This is a genomic window from Streptomyces sp. SID5910 (assembly GCF_009862125.1).
Classification (GTDB): domain Bacteria; phylum Actinomycetota; class Actinomycetes; order Streptomycetales; family Streptomycetaceae; genus Streptomyces.
Map to the genome: position 1 here is coordinate 1 of NZ_WWHX01000902.1, position 14,544 is coordinate 14,544.

At 71.2% G+C, this 14,544-nt stretch carries 14 protein-coding genes and 1 riboswitch; of the genes, 11 read left to right on the plus strand and 3 right to left on the minus strand.

Going from position 1 to position 14,544, the window contains the following annotated elements; translation table 11 throughout:
- Positions 1-81: 81 nt before the first annotated feature.
- Complete coding sequence (locus GTW67_RS32285; protein WP_161168298.1) at positions 82-483, minus strand: response regulator; 402 nt, start codon at positions 481-483, stop codon at positions 82-84.
- Between the two features lie 188 nt (positions 484-671).
- Between GTW67_RS32285 and ctaE the strand changes: the two genes are divergently transcribed.
- From ctaE to GTW67_RS32315, 6 genes are all read left to right on the plus strand, one after another.
- Complete coding sequence (gene ctaE / locus GTW67_RS32290; RefSeq protein WP_161168299.1) at positions 672-1,292, plus strand: aa3-type cytochrome oxidase subunit III; 621 nt, start codon at positions 672-674, stop codon at positions 1,290-1,292.
- A gap of 66 nt (positions 1,293-1,358) precedes the next feature.
- Positions 1,359-2,168: a cytochrome bc1 complex diheme cytochrome c subunit gene (qcrC, locus tag GTW67_RS32295; RefSeq protein ID WP_161168300.1), complete on the plus strand. Its 810-nt coding sequence runs from the start codon at positions 1,359-1,361 to the stop codon at positions 2,166-2,168.
- Positions 2,165-3,223 (plus strand): cytochrome bc1 complex Rieske iron-sulfur subunit, encoded by a 1,059-nt coding sequence (gene qcrA / locus GTW67_RS32300; protein ID WP_161168301.1) that lies wholly within the window; start codon positions 2,165-2,167, stop codon positions 3,221-3,223. Before qcrC ends, qcrA begins: the two co-directional genes overlap by 4 nt.
- On the plus strand, positions 3,220-4,857 hold the full coding sequence (gene qcrB, locus GTW67_RS32305; protein ID WP_161168302.1) for a cytochrome bc1 complex cytochrome b subunit: 1,638 nt from the start codon (positions 3,220-3,222) through the stop codon (positions 4,855-4,857). The genes qcrA and qcrB overlap by 4 nt, the downstream gene beginning before the upstream one ends.
- 131 nt (positions 4,858-4,988) lie before the next feature.
- Positions 4,989-6,053 (plus strand): anthranilate phosphoribosyltransferase, encoded by a 1,065-nt coding sequence (trpD, locus tag GTW67_RS32310; protein ID WP_161168303.1) that lies wholly within the window; start codon positions 4,989-4,991, stop codon positions 6,051-6,053.
- An 82-nt stretch (positions 6,054-6,135) separates the two neighbouring features.
- Positions 6,136-6,252: riboswitch (SAM riboswitch) on the plus strand.
- Positions 6,253-6,420: 168 nt separating this feature from the next.
- Positions 6,421-7,791: an aminotransferase class V-fold PLP-dependent enzyme gene (locus GTW67_RS32315; protein WP_161168304.1), complete on the plus strand. Its 1,371-nt coding sequence runs from the start codon at positions 6,421-6,423 to the stop codon at positions 7,789-7,791.
- A gap of 31 nt (positions 7,792-7,822) precedes the next feature.
- On the opposite strand, the gene GTW67_RS32320 is transcribed toward GTW67_RS32315, so the two are convergent.
- Positions 7,823-8,104 carry an Lrp/AsnC ligand binding domain-containing protein gene (locus GTW67_RS32320; RefSeq protein WP_161168305.1) on the minus strand — a complete coding sequence of 94 codons (282 nt, stop codon included), beginning with the start codon at positions 8,102-8,104 and terminating at the stop codon, positions 7,823-7,825.
- On the minus strand, positions 8,101-8,862 hold the full coding sequence (locus tag GTW67_RS32325; protein WP_161168306.1) for a rhomboid family intramembrane serine protease: 762 nt from the start codon (positions 8,860-8,862) through the stop codon (positions 8,101-8,103). Before GTW67_RS32325 ends, GTW67_RS32320 begins: the two co-directional genes overlap by 4 nt.
- Before the next feature lie 154 nt (positions 8,863-9,016).
- Here GTW67_RS32325 and GTW67_RS32330 point away from each other — a divergent pair, with 154 nt between their 5' ends.
- The 5 genes from GTW67_RS32330 to GTW67_RS32350 all read left to right on the plus strand — a co-directional run bounded on the left by GTW67_RS32330 (position 9,017) and on the right by GTW67_RS32350 (position 14,444).
- Positions 9,017-9,256: a hypothetical protein gene (locus tag GTW67_RS32330; RefSeq protein ID WP_161168307.1), complete on the plus strand. Its 240-nt coding sequence runs from the start codon at positions 9,017-9,019 to the stop codon at positions 9,254-9,256.
- A gap of 82 nt (positions 9,257-9,338) precedes the next feature.
- Positions 9,339-10,688 (plus strand): NYN domain-containing protein, encoded by a 1,350-nt coding sequence (locus GTW67_RS32335; RefSeq protein ID WP_161168308.1) that lies wholly within the window; start codon positions 9,339-9,341, stop codon positions 10,686-10,688.
- Positions 10,689-10,936: 248 nt separating this feature from the next.
- Positions 10,937-11,977, plus strand: a complete 1,041-nt coding sequence (locus GTW67_RS32340; protein ID WP_161168309.1) for an NlpC/P60 family protein — start codon at positions 10,937-10,939, stop codon at positions 11,975-11,977.
- A gap of 210 nt (positions 11,978-12,187) precedes the next feature.
- Positions 12,188-13,207 (plus strand): NlpC/P60 family protein, encoded by a 1,020-nt coding sequence (locus GTW67_RS32345; RefSeq protein WP_161168310.1) that lies wholly within the window; start codon positions 12,188-12,190, stop codon positions 13,205-13,207.
- A gap of 49 nt (positions 13,208-13,256) precedes the next feature.
- Positions 13,257-14,444 (plus strand): hypothetical protein, encoded by a 1,188-nt coding sequence (locus tag GTW67_RS32350; protein ID WP_161168311.1) that lies wholly within the window; start codon positions 13,257-13,259, stop codon positions 14,442-14,444.
- Positions 14,445-14,544: the final 100 nt, after the last annotated feature.

Consider the following 14,544-nt stretch of genomic DNA (forward strand, 5'->3'; position numbering starts at 1 on the left):
AGGGGCGCGGGGAACTGCGCGACAAGCCACGACGGCGCCGCACCCGCCACACAACCCGCACCCCCGCCCCCTGAGGCGCCCTTAAACGCCCTGCAACCGCTTCTCCCGCAACAGCGCGGCCAGCGCCCCCGCGAACTCCACCGGCTCCACCGGCGACGCCACAGCACCCTCCGCACGGCTCCACGTGGCCAGCCACGCGTCCTGCGGCCGCGCGATGAGCAACAGCACCGGCGGGCAGTTGAAGATCTCGTCCTTGATCTGCCGGCACAGGCCCATGCCGCCCATGGGGACGGCCTCGCCGTCCAGGACGCAGACGTCGATCCCGCCCTTGTCCAGCTCGCTGACGACGGCGGCCGGCGTCGCGCACTCGACGAACTCGACCACGGGCACGTCCGGAGCCGGCCGGCGGCCGGTCGCGAGCCGCACCTGTTCGCGGGTGTTGGAGTCGTCGCTGTAGACCAGCACCGTGGCGGTCGCCTGCATGCTTCCTCCGATACGCGGTGGGGACTGTCGTGCCCGTTGCGCCGGATGCTACTCCCTTGAACAGCCCGTCAACACTGGTTCGGACACGGCTTCGACGGGCCGTTCGATGGGCCATCCGGGCACTACAGAGGGGGCGAACACACCGAACGGCACCCCCCGGGGTGAGGGCGGGATAAGCGACCGACATAATGTCGGTCGTGGCGACAGCAACGACAGTAGATACCGGGCACGCGCACCCGTCGGTCAACCGGCCGAACCTCACCAGCGTCGGAACCATCATCTGGCTGAGTTCCGAGCTGATGTTCTTCGCGGCCCTCTTCGCGATGTACTTCACCCTGCGATCGGTGACCGGCCCGGACTTCTGGTCCGAGAAGGCCGGCGCGTTGAACTTCCCGTTCTCCGCGACGAACACCACGATCCTGGTGCTCTCCTCCCTCACCTGCCAGCTCGGCGTGTTCGCCGCCGAGCGCGGTGACGTGAAGAAGCTCCGGATGTGGTTCATCGTCACCTTCGTGATGGGTGCGATCTTCATCGGCGGTCAGGTGTTCGAGTACACCGAGCTGGTCAAGAAGGACGGCCTCTCGCTGTCCTCCGACCCGTACGGCTCGGTGTTCTACCTGACCACCGGCTTCCACGGACTGCACGTGACGGGCGGCCTCATCGCCTTCCTGTTTGTCCTCGGCCGCACCTACGCGGCCCGGAGGTTCACCCACGAGCAGGCGACCGCGGCCATCGTCGTGTCCTACTACTGGCACTTCGTCGATGTCGTCTGGATCGGCCTCTTCGCCACGATCTACATGATCAAGTAGTCGCGGCACGCACCCGCGCAATATCCAGAAGCATCGACGCAGAAGATCCTGACACCGGGGTAATCCGTGAAAAAGCTCTCCGCACGACGACGCCATCCGCTGGCGGCGCTCGTCGTCCTACTCCTCGCGCTGGCATGCACCGGGGGGCTGTACGCCGCGTTCGCGCCCGCGAGCAAGGCGCAGGCCGATGAATCCGCCCAGTCCCTCGCCATCGACGAGGGCAAGAAGCTCTACGCCGTCGGCTGCGCCAGCTGCCACGGCACCGGGGGTCAGGGCACCACCGACGGTCCGAGCCTGGTCGGCGTCGGCGCCGCGGCCGTCGACTTCCAGGTGGCCACCGGCCGCATGCCGGCCCAGCAGCCCGGCGCGCAGGTCCCCACCAAGCCGAACCTCTACTCGCAGGCCGAGATCGACCAGCTGGCGGCCTACATCGCCTCGCTCGGTGCCGGTCCGGCCGTCCCGACGGAGGAGAAGTACGGCCCGGAGGGCGCGGACATCGCCAAGGGCGGTGAGCTGTTCCGCTCCAACTGCGCGCAGTGCCACAACTTCACCGGCAAGGGCGGCGCGCTGACGCACGGCAAGTACGCGCCCAGCCTCGAAGGTGTGGACCCGAAGCACATCTACGAGGCCATGCAGACCGGCCCGCAGAACATGCCCTCCTTCCCCGACACGACCATGTCGGAGCAGAACAAGAAGGACATCATCGCCTACCTGAACGCGGTCAACGGTGACGAGACCGTCAGCCCCGGCGGTCTGTCGCTCGGCGGCCTCGGGCCGGTCAGCGAGGGCCTCTTCGGCTGGATCTTCGGCCTCGGTGCCTGCATCGCCGTCGCCGTGTGGGTCGCCGCTCGGACCGCAAAGGCCAAGAAGTCATGAGTAGCCAAGACATTCCAGAAGAGAACCTGCCTGCTGAGCAGGGCACCGCGCACGGTGCGGTGAAGGTCGCGGACGAGGCTCACCCGTTCGCCGACCCGGGGCTGCCGCCCCACGAGCACCGGATCCAGGACATCGACGAGCGGGCCGCCAAGCGGTCCGAGCGCGTGGTCGCGTTCCTGTTCACCTTGTCGATGCTGGCCACCGCCGGCTTCATCGCCTCGTTCGTGAGCATCCCGCACGACAGGTCGATCTACGTCTTCCCGATCGGGCACGTGAACGCGATGAACTTCGCGCTCGGCCTGACGCTGGGCGTGGCGCTGTTCACGATCGGCGCGGGTGCCGTCCACTGGGCGCGCACCCTGATGTCCGACGAGGAGGTCGCCGACGAGCGGCACCCGATCGAGGCCGACCCCGAGACCCGTGCGAAGGTCCACGCGGACTTCAAGCAGGGCGCCAAGGAGTCGGTGATCGGCCGGCGCAAGCTGATCCGCAACACGATGCTCGGCGCGCTCACCCTGGTGCCGCTCTCCGGTGTCGTCCTGCTGCGTGACCTCGGCCCGCTGCCCGGCACCAAGCTCCGCCACACCCTGTGGTCCAAGGGCAAGCTGCTCGTCAACATGAACACGAACGAGCCGCTGCGTCCCTCCGACGTCGCGGTCGGCTCGCTCACCTTCGCCAAGCCCGAGGGCCTGGAGGAGCACGACGAGGAATTCCAGAACGAGATCGCCAAGGCCGCCCTGATGATCGTCCGGATCCAGCCGGAGAACATCAAGGACAAGCGCGAGCTCGAGTGGTCGCACGAGGGCATCGTCGCGTACTCGAAGATCTGCACCCACGTGGGCTGCCCGATCTCCCTGTACGAGCAGCAGACGCACCACGTGCTGTGCCCCTGCCACCAGTCCACCTTCGACCTCTCCGACGGTGCCCGGGTGATCTTCGGTCCCGCCGGTCACGCCCTGCCGCAGCTGCGCATCGGCGTGAACGACGAGGGCTATCTCGAGGCGCTCAGCGACTTCGAAGAGCCCGTCGGTCCTGCATTCTGGGAGCGCGGATGAGCACGCCAGAGAACAATCAGTCCCGCTCACGCGGGAAGGCACCGGCCGGCGAGCGCGTCGCCGACTGGGCCGACGGCCGGCTCGGGATCTACTCCCTGGCCAAGGCCAACATGCGCAAGATCTTCCCCGACCACTGGTCGTTCATGCTCGGCGAAGTGTGCATGTACAGCTTCATCATCATCATCCTCACGGGTGTGTATCTGACGCTGTTCTTCCACCCGTCGATGAACGAGGTCACGTACCACGGCTCGTACGTGCCGCTTCAGGGCCAGCTGATGAGCGAGGCGTACGCCTCGACGATGAACATCAGCTTCGACATCCGGGGTGGTCTGCTGATCCGGCAGATCCACCACTGGGCGGCGATCATCTTCCTCGCCGGCATGTTCGTGCACATGATGCGCGTCTTCTTCACCGGCGCGTTCCGCAAGCCGCGTGAGATCAACTGGCTGTTCGGCTTCCTGCTGTTCGTCCTCGGCATGTTCACCGGTTTCACCGGCTACTCGCTCCCGGACGACCTGCTCTCCGGCACCGGTGTCCGCTTCACGCAGGGCGCGATCCTGTCCGTGCCGATCGTCGGCACGTACATCTCGATGTTCCTGTTCGGCGGAGAGTTCCCCGGCCACGACTTCGTGGCCCGGTTCTACTCGATCCACATCCTGCTGCTGCCGGGCATCATGCTCGGCCTGATGGTGGGCCACCTGATCCTGGTCTTCTACCACAAGCACACGCAGTTCGCGGGTCCCGGCAAGACGAACAACAACGTCGTCGGCATGCCGCTGCTGCCGGTGTACATGGCGAAGGCCGGAGGCTTCTTCTTCCTGGTCTTCGGTGTGATCGCGGCCGTCGCCGGCCTGGTGTCGGTCAACCCGATCTGGAGCATCGGCCCGTACCGGCCCGACCAGGTGTCGACCGGCGCCCAGCCCGACTGGTACATGGGCTTCGCCGAGGGCCTCGTCCGCGCCATGCCCGGCTGGGAGATCAACTTCTGGGGTCACACGCTCGTCCTGGGTGTGTTCGTCCCGCTGCTGATCTTCGGTGTCTTCCTCGCGGCCATCGCCGTCTACCCGTTCATCGAGTCGTGGGTGACGGGTGACAAGCGGGAGCACCACATCCTGGACCGGCCGCGCAACGTCCCGACCCGTACGGGTCTCGGCGTCGCCTGGGTCACCGCGTACATCATCATGCTGATCGGTGGTGGCAACGACATCGTCGCCACGCACTTCCACCTGTCGATCAACTCGGTCACCTGGTTCGTCCGCATCGGGTTCTTCGTCGGTCCGGTCATCGCCTTCGTGATCACCAAGCGGATCTGCCTCGGCCTCCAGCGCCGCGACAAGGACAAGGTGCTGCACGGACGTGAGTCCGGCATCATCAAGCGCCTGCCGCACGGTGAGTTCATCGAGGTGCACGAGCCGCTCAGCCAGGGCGCGCTGCACACCCTCACCTCGCACGAGCAGTACAAGCCGGCCGAGATCGGCCCGACGGTCGACGAGAACGGCGTCGAGCGCAAGCCGAAGGGCGCGGAGAAGCTTCGTGCCAAGCTCAGCAAGGCGTACTACGGCCCGGAGTCGCAGATTCCGAAGCCGACCGTCGAGGAGTACAAGGAGATCACGAGCGGCCACGGCCACCACTGACCCTCCAGCGTCGCCACACCACGGTCGAAGGGCCCCGTCCGTTCCGCGGACGGGGCCCTTCGCCGTGCCCGGGGGCTGGATAGGGTGGGACCACACTGTCTTCCCACGATGCACACGATCAGGAGCGGCTCATGAGCGCTGTGACCCCCGCTGGAGGCGACACCGCGGCGGGCCGCTCCTGGCCCGCCCTGCTGAACGCCCTGCTGGACGGCCGCGACCTGTCCGTCGACGACACCGCCTGGGCGATGGACCTGATCATGCGCGGCGAGGCCACCGACGTGCAGATCGCCGGGTTCGCGACGGCGCTGCGGGCCAAGGGCGAGACCGTCGACGAGATCTCCGGCTGCGTGCGGTCGATGTACGAGCACGCGCACGTCATCCAGGTGCCCGGCGACACGGTCGACATCGTCGGCACCGGCGGTGACGGCGCCAAGACCGTCAACATCTCCACCATGTCGGCCGTCGTCATCGCCGGCACCGGCGCGAAGGTCGTCAAGCACGGCAGCCGTGCCGCCTCCTCGGCGTCCGGCGCGTCCGACGTGCTGGAGAAGCTCGGCGTCAATCTGGAGCTGACCCCGAAGCGGGTGGCCCAGGTCGCCGAGGAGGCCGGGATCACCTTCTGCTTCGCCGTGAAGTTCCACCCCGCGCTGCGCCATGTGGCGACCGCGCGCGGCCAGCTGGGCGTGCGGACCGTGTTCAACTTCCTCGGCCCGCTGACCAATCCGGCGAAGGTGAAGGCGCAGGCGGTCGGTGTCGCGGACCCGCGGATGGCGCCGATCATCGCCGGGGTGTTCGCCGAGCGCGGCAACTCCTCCCTGGTGTTCCGCGGCGACGACGGCCTCGACGAGCTGACCACGACCTCCACCTCCCGGGTCTGGGTCGTGCGGGACGGCACGGTGACCGAGGAGTCCTTCGACCCCCGGGACGTCGGCCTCGAACTCGTGCCCGTCGAGGCGCTGCGCGGCGCCGACGCCTCCTACAACGCCGACGTGGCCCGCCGTCTGCTGGCCGGCGAGCCGGGTCCCGTCCGGGACGCGGTGCTGCTGAACTCGGCGGCGGCCCTGGTTGCCCTGACGCCCGGCGCCGGACCGCTGACCGAGCGGATCCGGTCCGGCATGGAGCAGGCCGCCGAATCCATCGACTCCGGCGCGGCCAGGCGGACCCTGGAGCGCTGGGTGGCCGCCAGCAACGCGTAGGGCCCCCGGGGACAGTGATGTCCGTCCCGCGATCCGGACTCGGGTTGCGGGGCGGCGATCACTTCGCGTACGTTCCTTTCCAGGTCATGAGTGACAGTCATGAGGCCCCGGCCGACTGTCCGGCAACCCTCCGTCCGTGGCGGGGTGCCCCGGGTGAAGACCAGGTCGTGGACAGCAAGGTCCACGGCAAGCGCGGACCCCTCGCGGAACCAGGGGTCCTGGGTCGTCCGAGGGAGTCTCCCGTGAACCAGCGAATGCAATAGGGCCGCAGAGCCCCGCCTCCGCATCCCCCTTTTCCTTTCCGTCCCACGCTCGAGCCGTGCGCGCTCGCGTGGTGATGTCCTCTGCCTTCTTCACGGGAGCCCCCATGTCCGTCGCCGCCGTCTCCGCCGACCAGTCCGTCTGTGCCCCGCTGCCCGTCCTCGGCCGCGACGTCACCGTCCCGCTCGTCACCGGCGGCGAGGTCACCTACGCCGCGCTCGACTACGCCGCCAGCGCCCCCGCGCTCCAGCGGGTCTGGGACGACGTCGCCGCCTACGCCCCCTACTACGGCAGCGTGCACCGCGGCGCCGGGTACCTGTCGCAGCTGTCGACCGACCTGTTCGAGAACGCCCGGAAGACCGTCGCCGAGTTCCTCGACTGCCGGGACGCCGACCAGGTGGTGTTCACCCGGTCCACCACCGACTCCCTGAACCTGCTCGCCGCCGCCCTCCCGGCCGGCTGCCGGGTCTTCGTCTTCGAGACCGAGCACCACGCCTCGCTGCTGCCCTGGCGGGACGCCGACGTCACCTACCTCGACGCGCCCAGCAGCCCCGGCGAGGCCGTCGAGACCCTGGAGCGCGCGCTGGCCGCCCGCGAGCCGTACGGGCCCGCCCTGGTGTGCGTCACCGGCGCCTCCAACGTCACCGGCGAGCTGTGGCCGGTGCGGGAGCTGGCCGCCGCCGCGCACGCGCACGGTGCCCGGATCGTGCTGGACGCCGCCCAGCTCGCCCCGCACCACCCGCTCAGCGTCCGTGACCTCGACGTCGACTGGGTCGCCTTCTCCGGGCACAAGCTGTACGCCCCGTTCGGCTCCGGCGTCCTCGCGGGCCGCGCCGACTGGCTGCGCGAGGCCGAGCCGTACCTCGCGGGCGGCGGGGCCAGCCGCAGCGTCAGCCGGCGCGCGGACGGCGGCGTGGACGTGCAGTGGCACGACAGCGCCGCCCGCCACGAGGCCGGGTCGCCCAACGTCATCGGCGTCTACGCCATCGCCTCCGCCTGCAAGGCGCTCACCGAGGCCGGGTTCGACACGCTGGTCGCCCGCGAGGAGCACCTGATCCGCACGGTGCGGGAGGGACTCGCCGAGGTGCCCGAGGTGCGGGTGCTGTCCCTCTTCGGGGACGACGCGCCCCGCGTCGGCGTCCTGTCCTTCGTCGTCGAGGGCTGGAACAGCTCCCACTTCGCCGCCGCGCTGTCCGCCGAGTACGGCATCGGCGTGCGCGACGGCCTGTTCTGCGCCCACCCGCTGGTGCGCACCCTGCTCGGCAGCGACCCCGAGACGCAGGGCGAGTGCGGCGCCCCCGAGGCGGCGCCGGGGGAGAAGTCCCTCAACGCCATCCGGGTCAGCTTCGGCGCGGGCACCCCGGACGAGCACGTCGAGCGGTTCGTGAACGCCGTCAGGGAACTGGTGAGCGACGGCGCCCGGTGGAACTACCGCACCGAGGACGGCCGTTGCGTGCCGGACACGTCCGCCGCCTGAGCCCTTGGGCGGCGTTCGTCCCGGGCAGACCTCAGTTGTCAAGCCCGATCGCGAACGCCGCCTCCAGGTCGTGCTGCGAGTACGTACGGAACGCGACGTGCGTGTCCGTGCCCTCCACGCCCGGGATCTTGCTGATCCGGCCCGGGATGACCTCCGCCAGGTCCTCGTGCTCGTTGACCCGGACCATGGCGATCAGGTCGTAGGTGCCGGTGACGGAGAAGACCTCGCTGACGCTCTCCAGCGAGGCGATCTGCTCCGCGATCTCGGGGATCCGGTCCACGCTGGTCTTGATGAGGACGATCGCGCTGATCACGGCTGGTTCTCTCCCTCGGGGGCGGTCGCTGGAACGCCTCCAACTCTAGTCCCACCGCCGAACCGCACCCAGGCGAAGGCGAAGCCCAGCCCGAACCCCACCAGATGCGCGAGATAGGCCACCCCCGGCCCGTCGCCCGCCCGGCCCGCCGCCATCCACTGGAGGGACGCCCAGAACGGCAGCACCACCCAGGCCGGGAAGCGCAGCGGCAGGAAGAACAGGAAGGGCAGGAGGCTGGTCACCCGGGCGCGCGGGAACAGGAAGAGGAACGCGCCGAGGACCGCCGAGATCGCCCCCGAGGCGCCGACCAGGGACTCCTGGGAGTGCGCGTTGGCCGCCGCGTAGCCCAGCAGCGCCAGGTAGCCGCAGCCCAGGTAGAACAGCAGGAACTGGAGCCGCCCCATCCGCGCCTCGGTCATCGCGCCGAAGACGTACAGGAAGAGCATGTTGCCGAGCAGGTGCACCCAGCTGCCGTGGACGAACAGTGCCGTGGCCGGGGAGAGGGCGGCGCCGGGGGAGTCCTCGAACAGTTCTGCGGGGATCACGCCCCAGCGGCGGAACCAGGCGCGCTGCGCGGCGATCAGCTCCTCCCCGGTCCCGTGGGCCGGATCGAACCCCGAGGCCGGGCTGACCAGGAACAGCAGACAGCACAGGGTGATCAGCGCGTAGGTCACCGGCGCCGTGCGGCCCCGCGGGGTGCGGGGCGTGCCGAGCGTCCTGACCTTCCGGAGGGCCGCCGTGCTCCACTTGCGGATCATGAATACAGAGCATGACGCAACCGGACGCAACCGCCCATACCGCCTCGCCGCCGTGGACACGCGGGCGGCGGGTACCCGCCAGGCCGTAGGGTTACGAGCCACACGCGCCGGGGAGACCGGCGTCGCGGACACTGGAAGAGAGCGAACAGCCACGATGACGGTTCCCCTGCCGACGGACACGACGCGGTGGCGCTGCACCCTCTGCGGCAATCTGACCCGGTTCGACGTGACCCGCGCCTCCAAGGTCGTCGAGTACGTGCACCTCGACCTGGCCGGTGAGCCGACGGTCGAGGAGCGCGAGGTGCTCAGTGAGACCATCGAGTCGGTGCGGTGCCGCTGGTGCAATGCCGTGGACCAGGTGGAACTCGTGGACAGGCCGGGCGCCGGCTCCTGACGGGAGCGGGCTCCGCGGGCCGTGGTCCCGGACCGGGACCGCGCACAGGCATGCGCAGGCAGCAGAGGCATTGGGGTGACGGATGGTGGAGACACACGGCGGGGGGCCGGGCGACGGCGCCGCTGAGGTGCTCGACCGCCCGCTGCCCGACGGAGTGCGCCGCAGGGTCGTGCAGATCGTGTCCGACGGCTTCGGCGGACTCACCCTCGGCGAACTGCCCGCGCAGCTGAGACAGTACGCCCGCTTCGCCCCCAACCGCCGGACCAAGTTCGCCGGCAACGCCATGGCGGCCGCCGTGGAGAGCGACCCCCTGTTCCGGCAGCGGATCGGCGAGAAGTTCAGAGAGGCCCAGCCGGAACTGGCCGGCGCCCTCGACTCCGGCTCCCCGCCCCCGGCCGCGGACCCCCTGGACGTGGCGGCCGCGGCCTACGTGCTGCGCCCGCACGGCTGGGTGAAGCTGGTGACCGCCGCCGGCGAGGAGGCGCAGCGCGCGGACGCCGAGCGCGCCGACGAGGAGAGCCGCGCGGAGCTGGAGCGGCTGCACGAGGAGCTGGCCCGGGCCCGGGAGCACACCAGGACCGAGACGGAGCGGCTGCGCGGCGAGCTGGACGCGGCGAAGAAGGAGACCGAGTCGCTGCACCGCAAGCTGCGCTCCGCCCTCAGCGACGTCAAGCGCGGCGAGGCGGCCCTGCGCAAGGCGCGGGAGGAGATGGACACCGTCCGCACCGAGGCGCATGCCCAGGTGTCCGCGGCCGAGAGCGAGAGCCGCCGGCTCAAGGCCCGCCTCGGCGAGACGGAGGCCGCGCTGGAGGCCAGCCGCCGGGCGGCCCGCGAGGGACGCAGCGTCGAGGACATGCGCGTACGGCTGCTCCTCGACACGCTGCTGGACGCCACGCAGGGGCTGCGCCGGGAGCTCGCGCTGCCCCCGGTGTCGGTGCGCCCCGCGGAGACCGTGGACGCCGTCGAGCCCGGCCGGATGTCCCCGAAGGACATCGCCGCCCGCGCGCTGTCCGAGCACGATCCCGCCATTCTCGACCAGTTGCTCGCGCTGCCCCAGGCGCATCTGGTCGTCGACGGTTACAACGTCACCAAGACCGGCTATCCGCAGATGCCGCTGGAGAAGCAGCGGCTGCGGCTGCTCGGCCAGCTCTCCCAGCTCGCCGCGCAGACCGGCGCCGAGACGACGTGCGTCTTCGACGGGGCCGAACTGGCGGCGCCGGTGCTGCTGGCGCCGCCGCGCGGGGTGCGGGTGCTGTTCTCCAAGCCCGGCGTCACCGCCGACGAGTTGATCCGCCAGCTGGTGCGGGCCGAGCCGCCGGGCCGGCCCGTCATCGTCGTCTCCACCGACCGCGAGGTCGCCGACGGGGTGGCGAAGGCGGGGGCGCGTCCGGTGGCCTCCGTGGTGCTCCTCAAGCGGTTCTCGCACGGCTGACCCCTGGGCGGTATGTCCCCGGGGTGCCCTCCGCCCCAAGCGCAACATAGGGGCCGCTTGCCCGTATTGAGGGCCGCCCGGGGCGACGCGCTGTCAAGGACGCCTCACCGCACGTGAGTTGTCGGCAAAATATGCCTCACCGGTCCCACTATTTTCACCTGAGGATTTGAACTCATCACGACTTGGTCACTAGGGTCTGCCTTCGAACCCGCGATCGGGTGATCCCCCTCAAGAAGGAGCTCGACTCCGTGGCGTCCCACCGTCGTCCCAAGCAGCCGAGCCGCACGCGTGTGACCGTGCTCACCACCGCCGCGGCAGCCGCAGTCGCTCTCAGCTCGCAGGCGGCCAACGCCGCGCCGAGCGAGAAGCCGAGCAAGGACGAGGTCCAGGCCAAGGTCGACAAGCTCTACGAAGAGGCGGAGCAGGCCACCGAGAAGTACAACGGGGCCAAGGAGAAGCAGGAGAAGCTCCAGGGGGAGATCTCCACCATCCAGGACAACGTCGCCCGCGGCCAGGAGGAGCTCAACGAGCTGCGCGACGGCCTCGGTTCGATGGCCAGCGCCCAGTACCGCTCGGGTGGCATCGACCCCTCCCTCCAGCTCTTCCTGTCCGCCGACCCGGACGACTACCTGGACAAGGCCTCCACGCTCGACCAGCTCAGCGGTCAGCAGGTCGAGGCGCTCAAGAAGATCCAGGACAAGCAGCGGGACCTCGCCCAGCAGCGCGCCGAGGCCTCCAAGAAGCTCAAGGACCTCTCGGCCACCCGCACCGAACTGGGCAACAAGAAGAAGGAAGTCCAGGGCAAGCTCTCCTCGGCGCAGAAGCTGCTCAACACGCTCACCGCCGCCGAGAAGGCCGCCCTCACCGCCGAGCAGGACCGCGCCACCCGCAGCAGCGAGCGCGAGGCCCTGTCCGGCTCCACCGCCTCCGCCTCGGGCCGCGCCGGAGCCGCGTTCTCCGCCGCCCAGAGCAAGATCGGCACCCCGTACGTCTACGGCGCCACCGGCCCGTCCTCCTTCGACTGCTCGGGCCTCACCTCCTGGGCCTACGCGCAGGCCGGCGTCGGCATACCCCGCACCTCCGAGGCCCAGGCCAACTACGGCACGCGCATCTCCTCGATGAGCGACCTCCAGGTCGGCGACCTCGTCTTCTTCTTCAACGACCTGCACCACGTGGGCCTCTACGCCGGCAACGGCCAGGTCCTGCACGCGCCGCGCACCGGCACGGTCGTCCGCTACGAGTCGATGGACACCATCGGCGGCCCCTTCATGTGGGGCGTCCGCGTCTGATCCCCGCTCCGGGAAGTTCCGGGATCACCCCGGCCGTGCCGCCCGTTCGGGGGAATCACGGCACGGCGTTCTGAGCCTCCGCCCCGCCGGTGACCTGCGTCAGCGGCGGGGCGTCGCGTTGTGCGCCCCTCCGAGGCCGTTGGTCGCCGCCCCGCCGCGGGGCTACTGTCTGCCGCGTTTCGTCCGCCAGCGGAAGGAGTGCGGCTTCCCGTGGGGTCCCATCGCCGCCTTGCACCGTCCGGGTTCGATCGCGGCGCCACCGCCGCCATCGGCCTTCTCTCCGTCGCCACCGCCGTCCTGGGCGCCGTACCGGCGGCCGTGGCCGCGCCGCACGACGACACCCGTGCCGAGGTGGACCGCCTCCACACGGAGGCGGAGAAGGCGACCGAGGCCTACAACAAGGCCGACGAGCGCACCGACGCCCTGCGCGAGGAGCTCGACGACGCGCAGGACGAGATCGCCCGCAAGCAGGAGCGGATCAACACCATGCGGGACGGGCTCGGCTCGCTCGCCGGGGCCCAGTACCGCTCGGGCGGCGTCGACCCGTCCCTCGTCCTGCTGCTCTCCGCCGACCCGGACGACTACCTCGACAAGGCCTCCGTGCTCGACCGGGTCACCGCCCGCCAGGCCGGTGACCTCCGGGAGCTGCGCGGCGCCCTGCGCGAGCTCTCCCAGGACCGTGCCGAGGCCGCGCGCACGCTCGCCGAGCTGGAGAAGGGCCGCAAGGCCGTCGCCGCCCACAAGAAGACCGTCGAGCACAAGCTCGCCGAGGCCCGGCGGCTGCTCGGCACCCTCCCCGCCGGCGAACGCGCCGCCTACGGCCGTGCCTCCCGCTCCGACCGCCCCGACCTGACCGCCCTCGGCGGCGCCGCACCCGCCGCCTCCGGCCGGGCCGCGGCTGCCTTCGCCGCCGCCCGCTCCGCGCTCGGCAGGCCCTACATCTGGGGCGCCAACGGCCCCTCCGGCTTCGACTGTTCGGGCCTGACCCAGTGGGCGTACGCCCAGGCCGGCGTCGGCCTGCCGCGCACCTCGCAGGCGCAGCGGTACGCGGGCCGGCGGATCCCGCTCTCCGAGGCACGGCCCGGCGACCTGGTCGCCTACCGGGACGACGCCAGCCACATCGGCATGTACGCCGGCAACGGCCAGGTGATCCACGCGCCCCACCCCGGCGCCCCGGTCCGCTACGACCCGGTCGGCATGATGCCGGTCTCCTCCGTCACCAGGGTCTGACCTCCCCGAACCCCGGCCGCCGCGGCCCGGCGCCCGTACGATCGGAGAGGTGGCTGGTCGAAGGCGGGTGTCGGGTTCCTCGGTGGTGGCGCTGTGCCTGCTGCTGGTCTCCCTCGTGGCCTGCGGCGGCCGGACCACCGCCGACCCCGTCCGGACCGAGGTGCAGCGGGTCCTGGACCGGCGCGCGGCGGCCGTCCTCGCCCACGACGGGACCGCCTGGGCCCGCACCGGCACCGGGACCGCCTTCGGCAACCTGAGCGCGGTGCCGCTGGCCGCCTGGTCGTACCGGGTGACGGGCCTGCACCGCACCGGCGACACCGCCACCGCCGACGTCGACCTCAGCTACCGCGTCGAGGGCTACGACCGGGGCGCCGTCACGACCGCCCGCACCGTGCGGCTGAGCCGGGAGGACGGACAGTGGTCCGTCGACTCGGACCGGCCCGCGAAGCAGTCCGGCCAGCAGCCCTGGGACCAGGGCCCGGTGCGGGTGGTGCGGGGCGCGCACAGCCTCGTCCTCGGCGTCGGGCAGTCCACCGGGGCGCTGCGCGGCTACGCGAACCTCGCCGACCGCGCCGTGCCGGCCGTGTCCGACGCCTGGGACGGCGACTGGGCCCGCCGCGTCGTCGTCCTGGTGCCCCGGTCGCTGGAGGGCATGGCGGGGCTCCTCGGCTCGCCCGCCTCCTCCTACCGGGGCATCGCGGCGGTCACCACCGGCGAGATCGGCGGCCGGGCGCAGGCGCCCGCGGACCGGGTCATCGTCAACCCCGACGCGTACGGGCTGCTCGGCACCCTCGGCAAACAGGTCGTGCTCACCCACGAGACCACCCACGTCGCCACCCGCGCCCACACCAGCGCCGCCACGCCGCTGTGGCTGTCCGAGGGGTACGCCGACTGGGTCGGCTACCGCGCCGACGGCCGCGCGCCCTCCCAGGCCGCCTCCGAGCTGGCCCGCGCGGTCTCCGAGGGCCGGGTGCCCGGCGGGCTGCCCACGGACGAGGACTTCGGCTTCACCGGCGAGGCGGACGACCTCGCCCGGGCCTACGAGGGCGGCTGGCTGGCCTGCCGGATGATCGCCGACCAGTGGGGCGAGGACCGGCTGGACGCCTTCTACCGGGCCGTGGGCGCCCACGACGGGCGCGCCGGCGCGGTCGAGGACGCGCTGCGGGACGTGCTCGGGACGACACAGGACGCGTTCACGGCACGCTGGCGGGCGTATCTGCGCGAGCAGCTCGGCTGACCGGGGCACGGCCGGCCGGGGCTCAGCGCGGGAGCGGTGCCTCGTCCGCCTCGTCGGCGCGGGCCGGGTGCGGCGGCGCGGGGGCGGCGCCGGGGCGCGG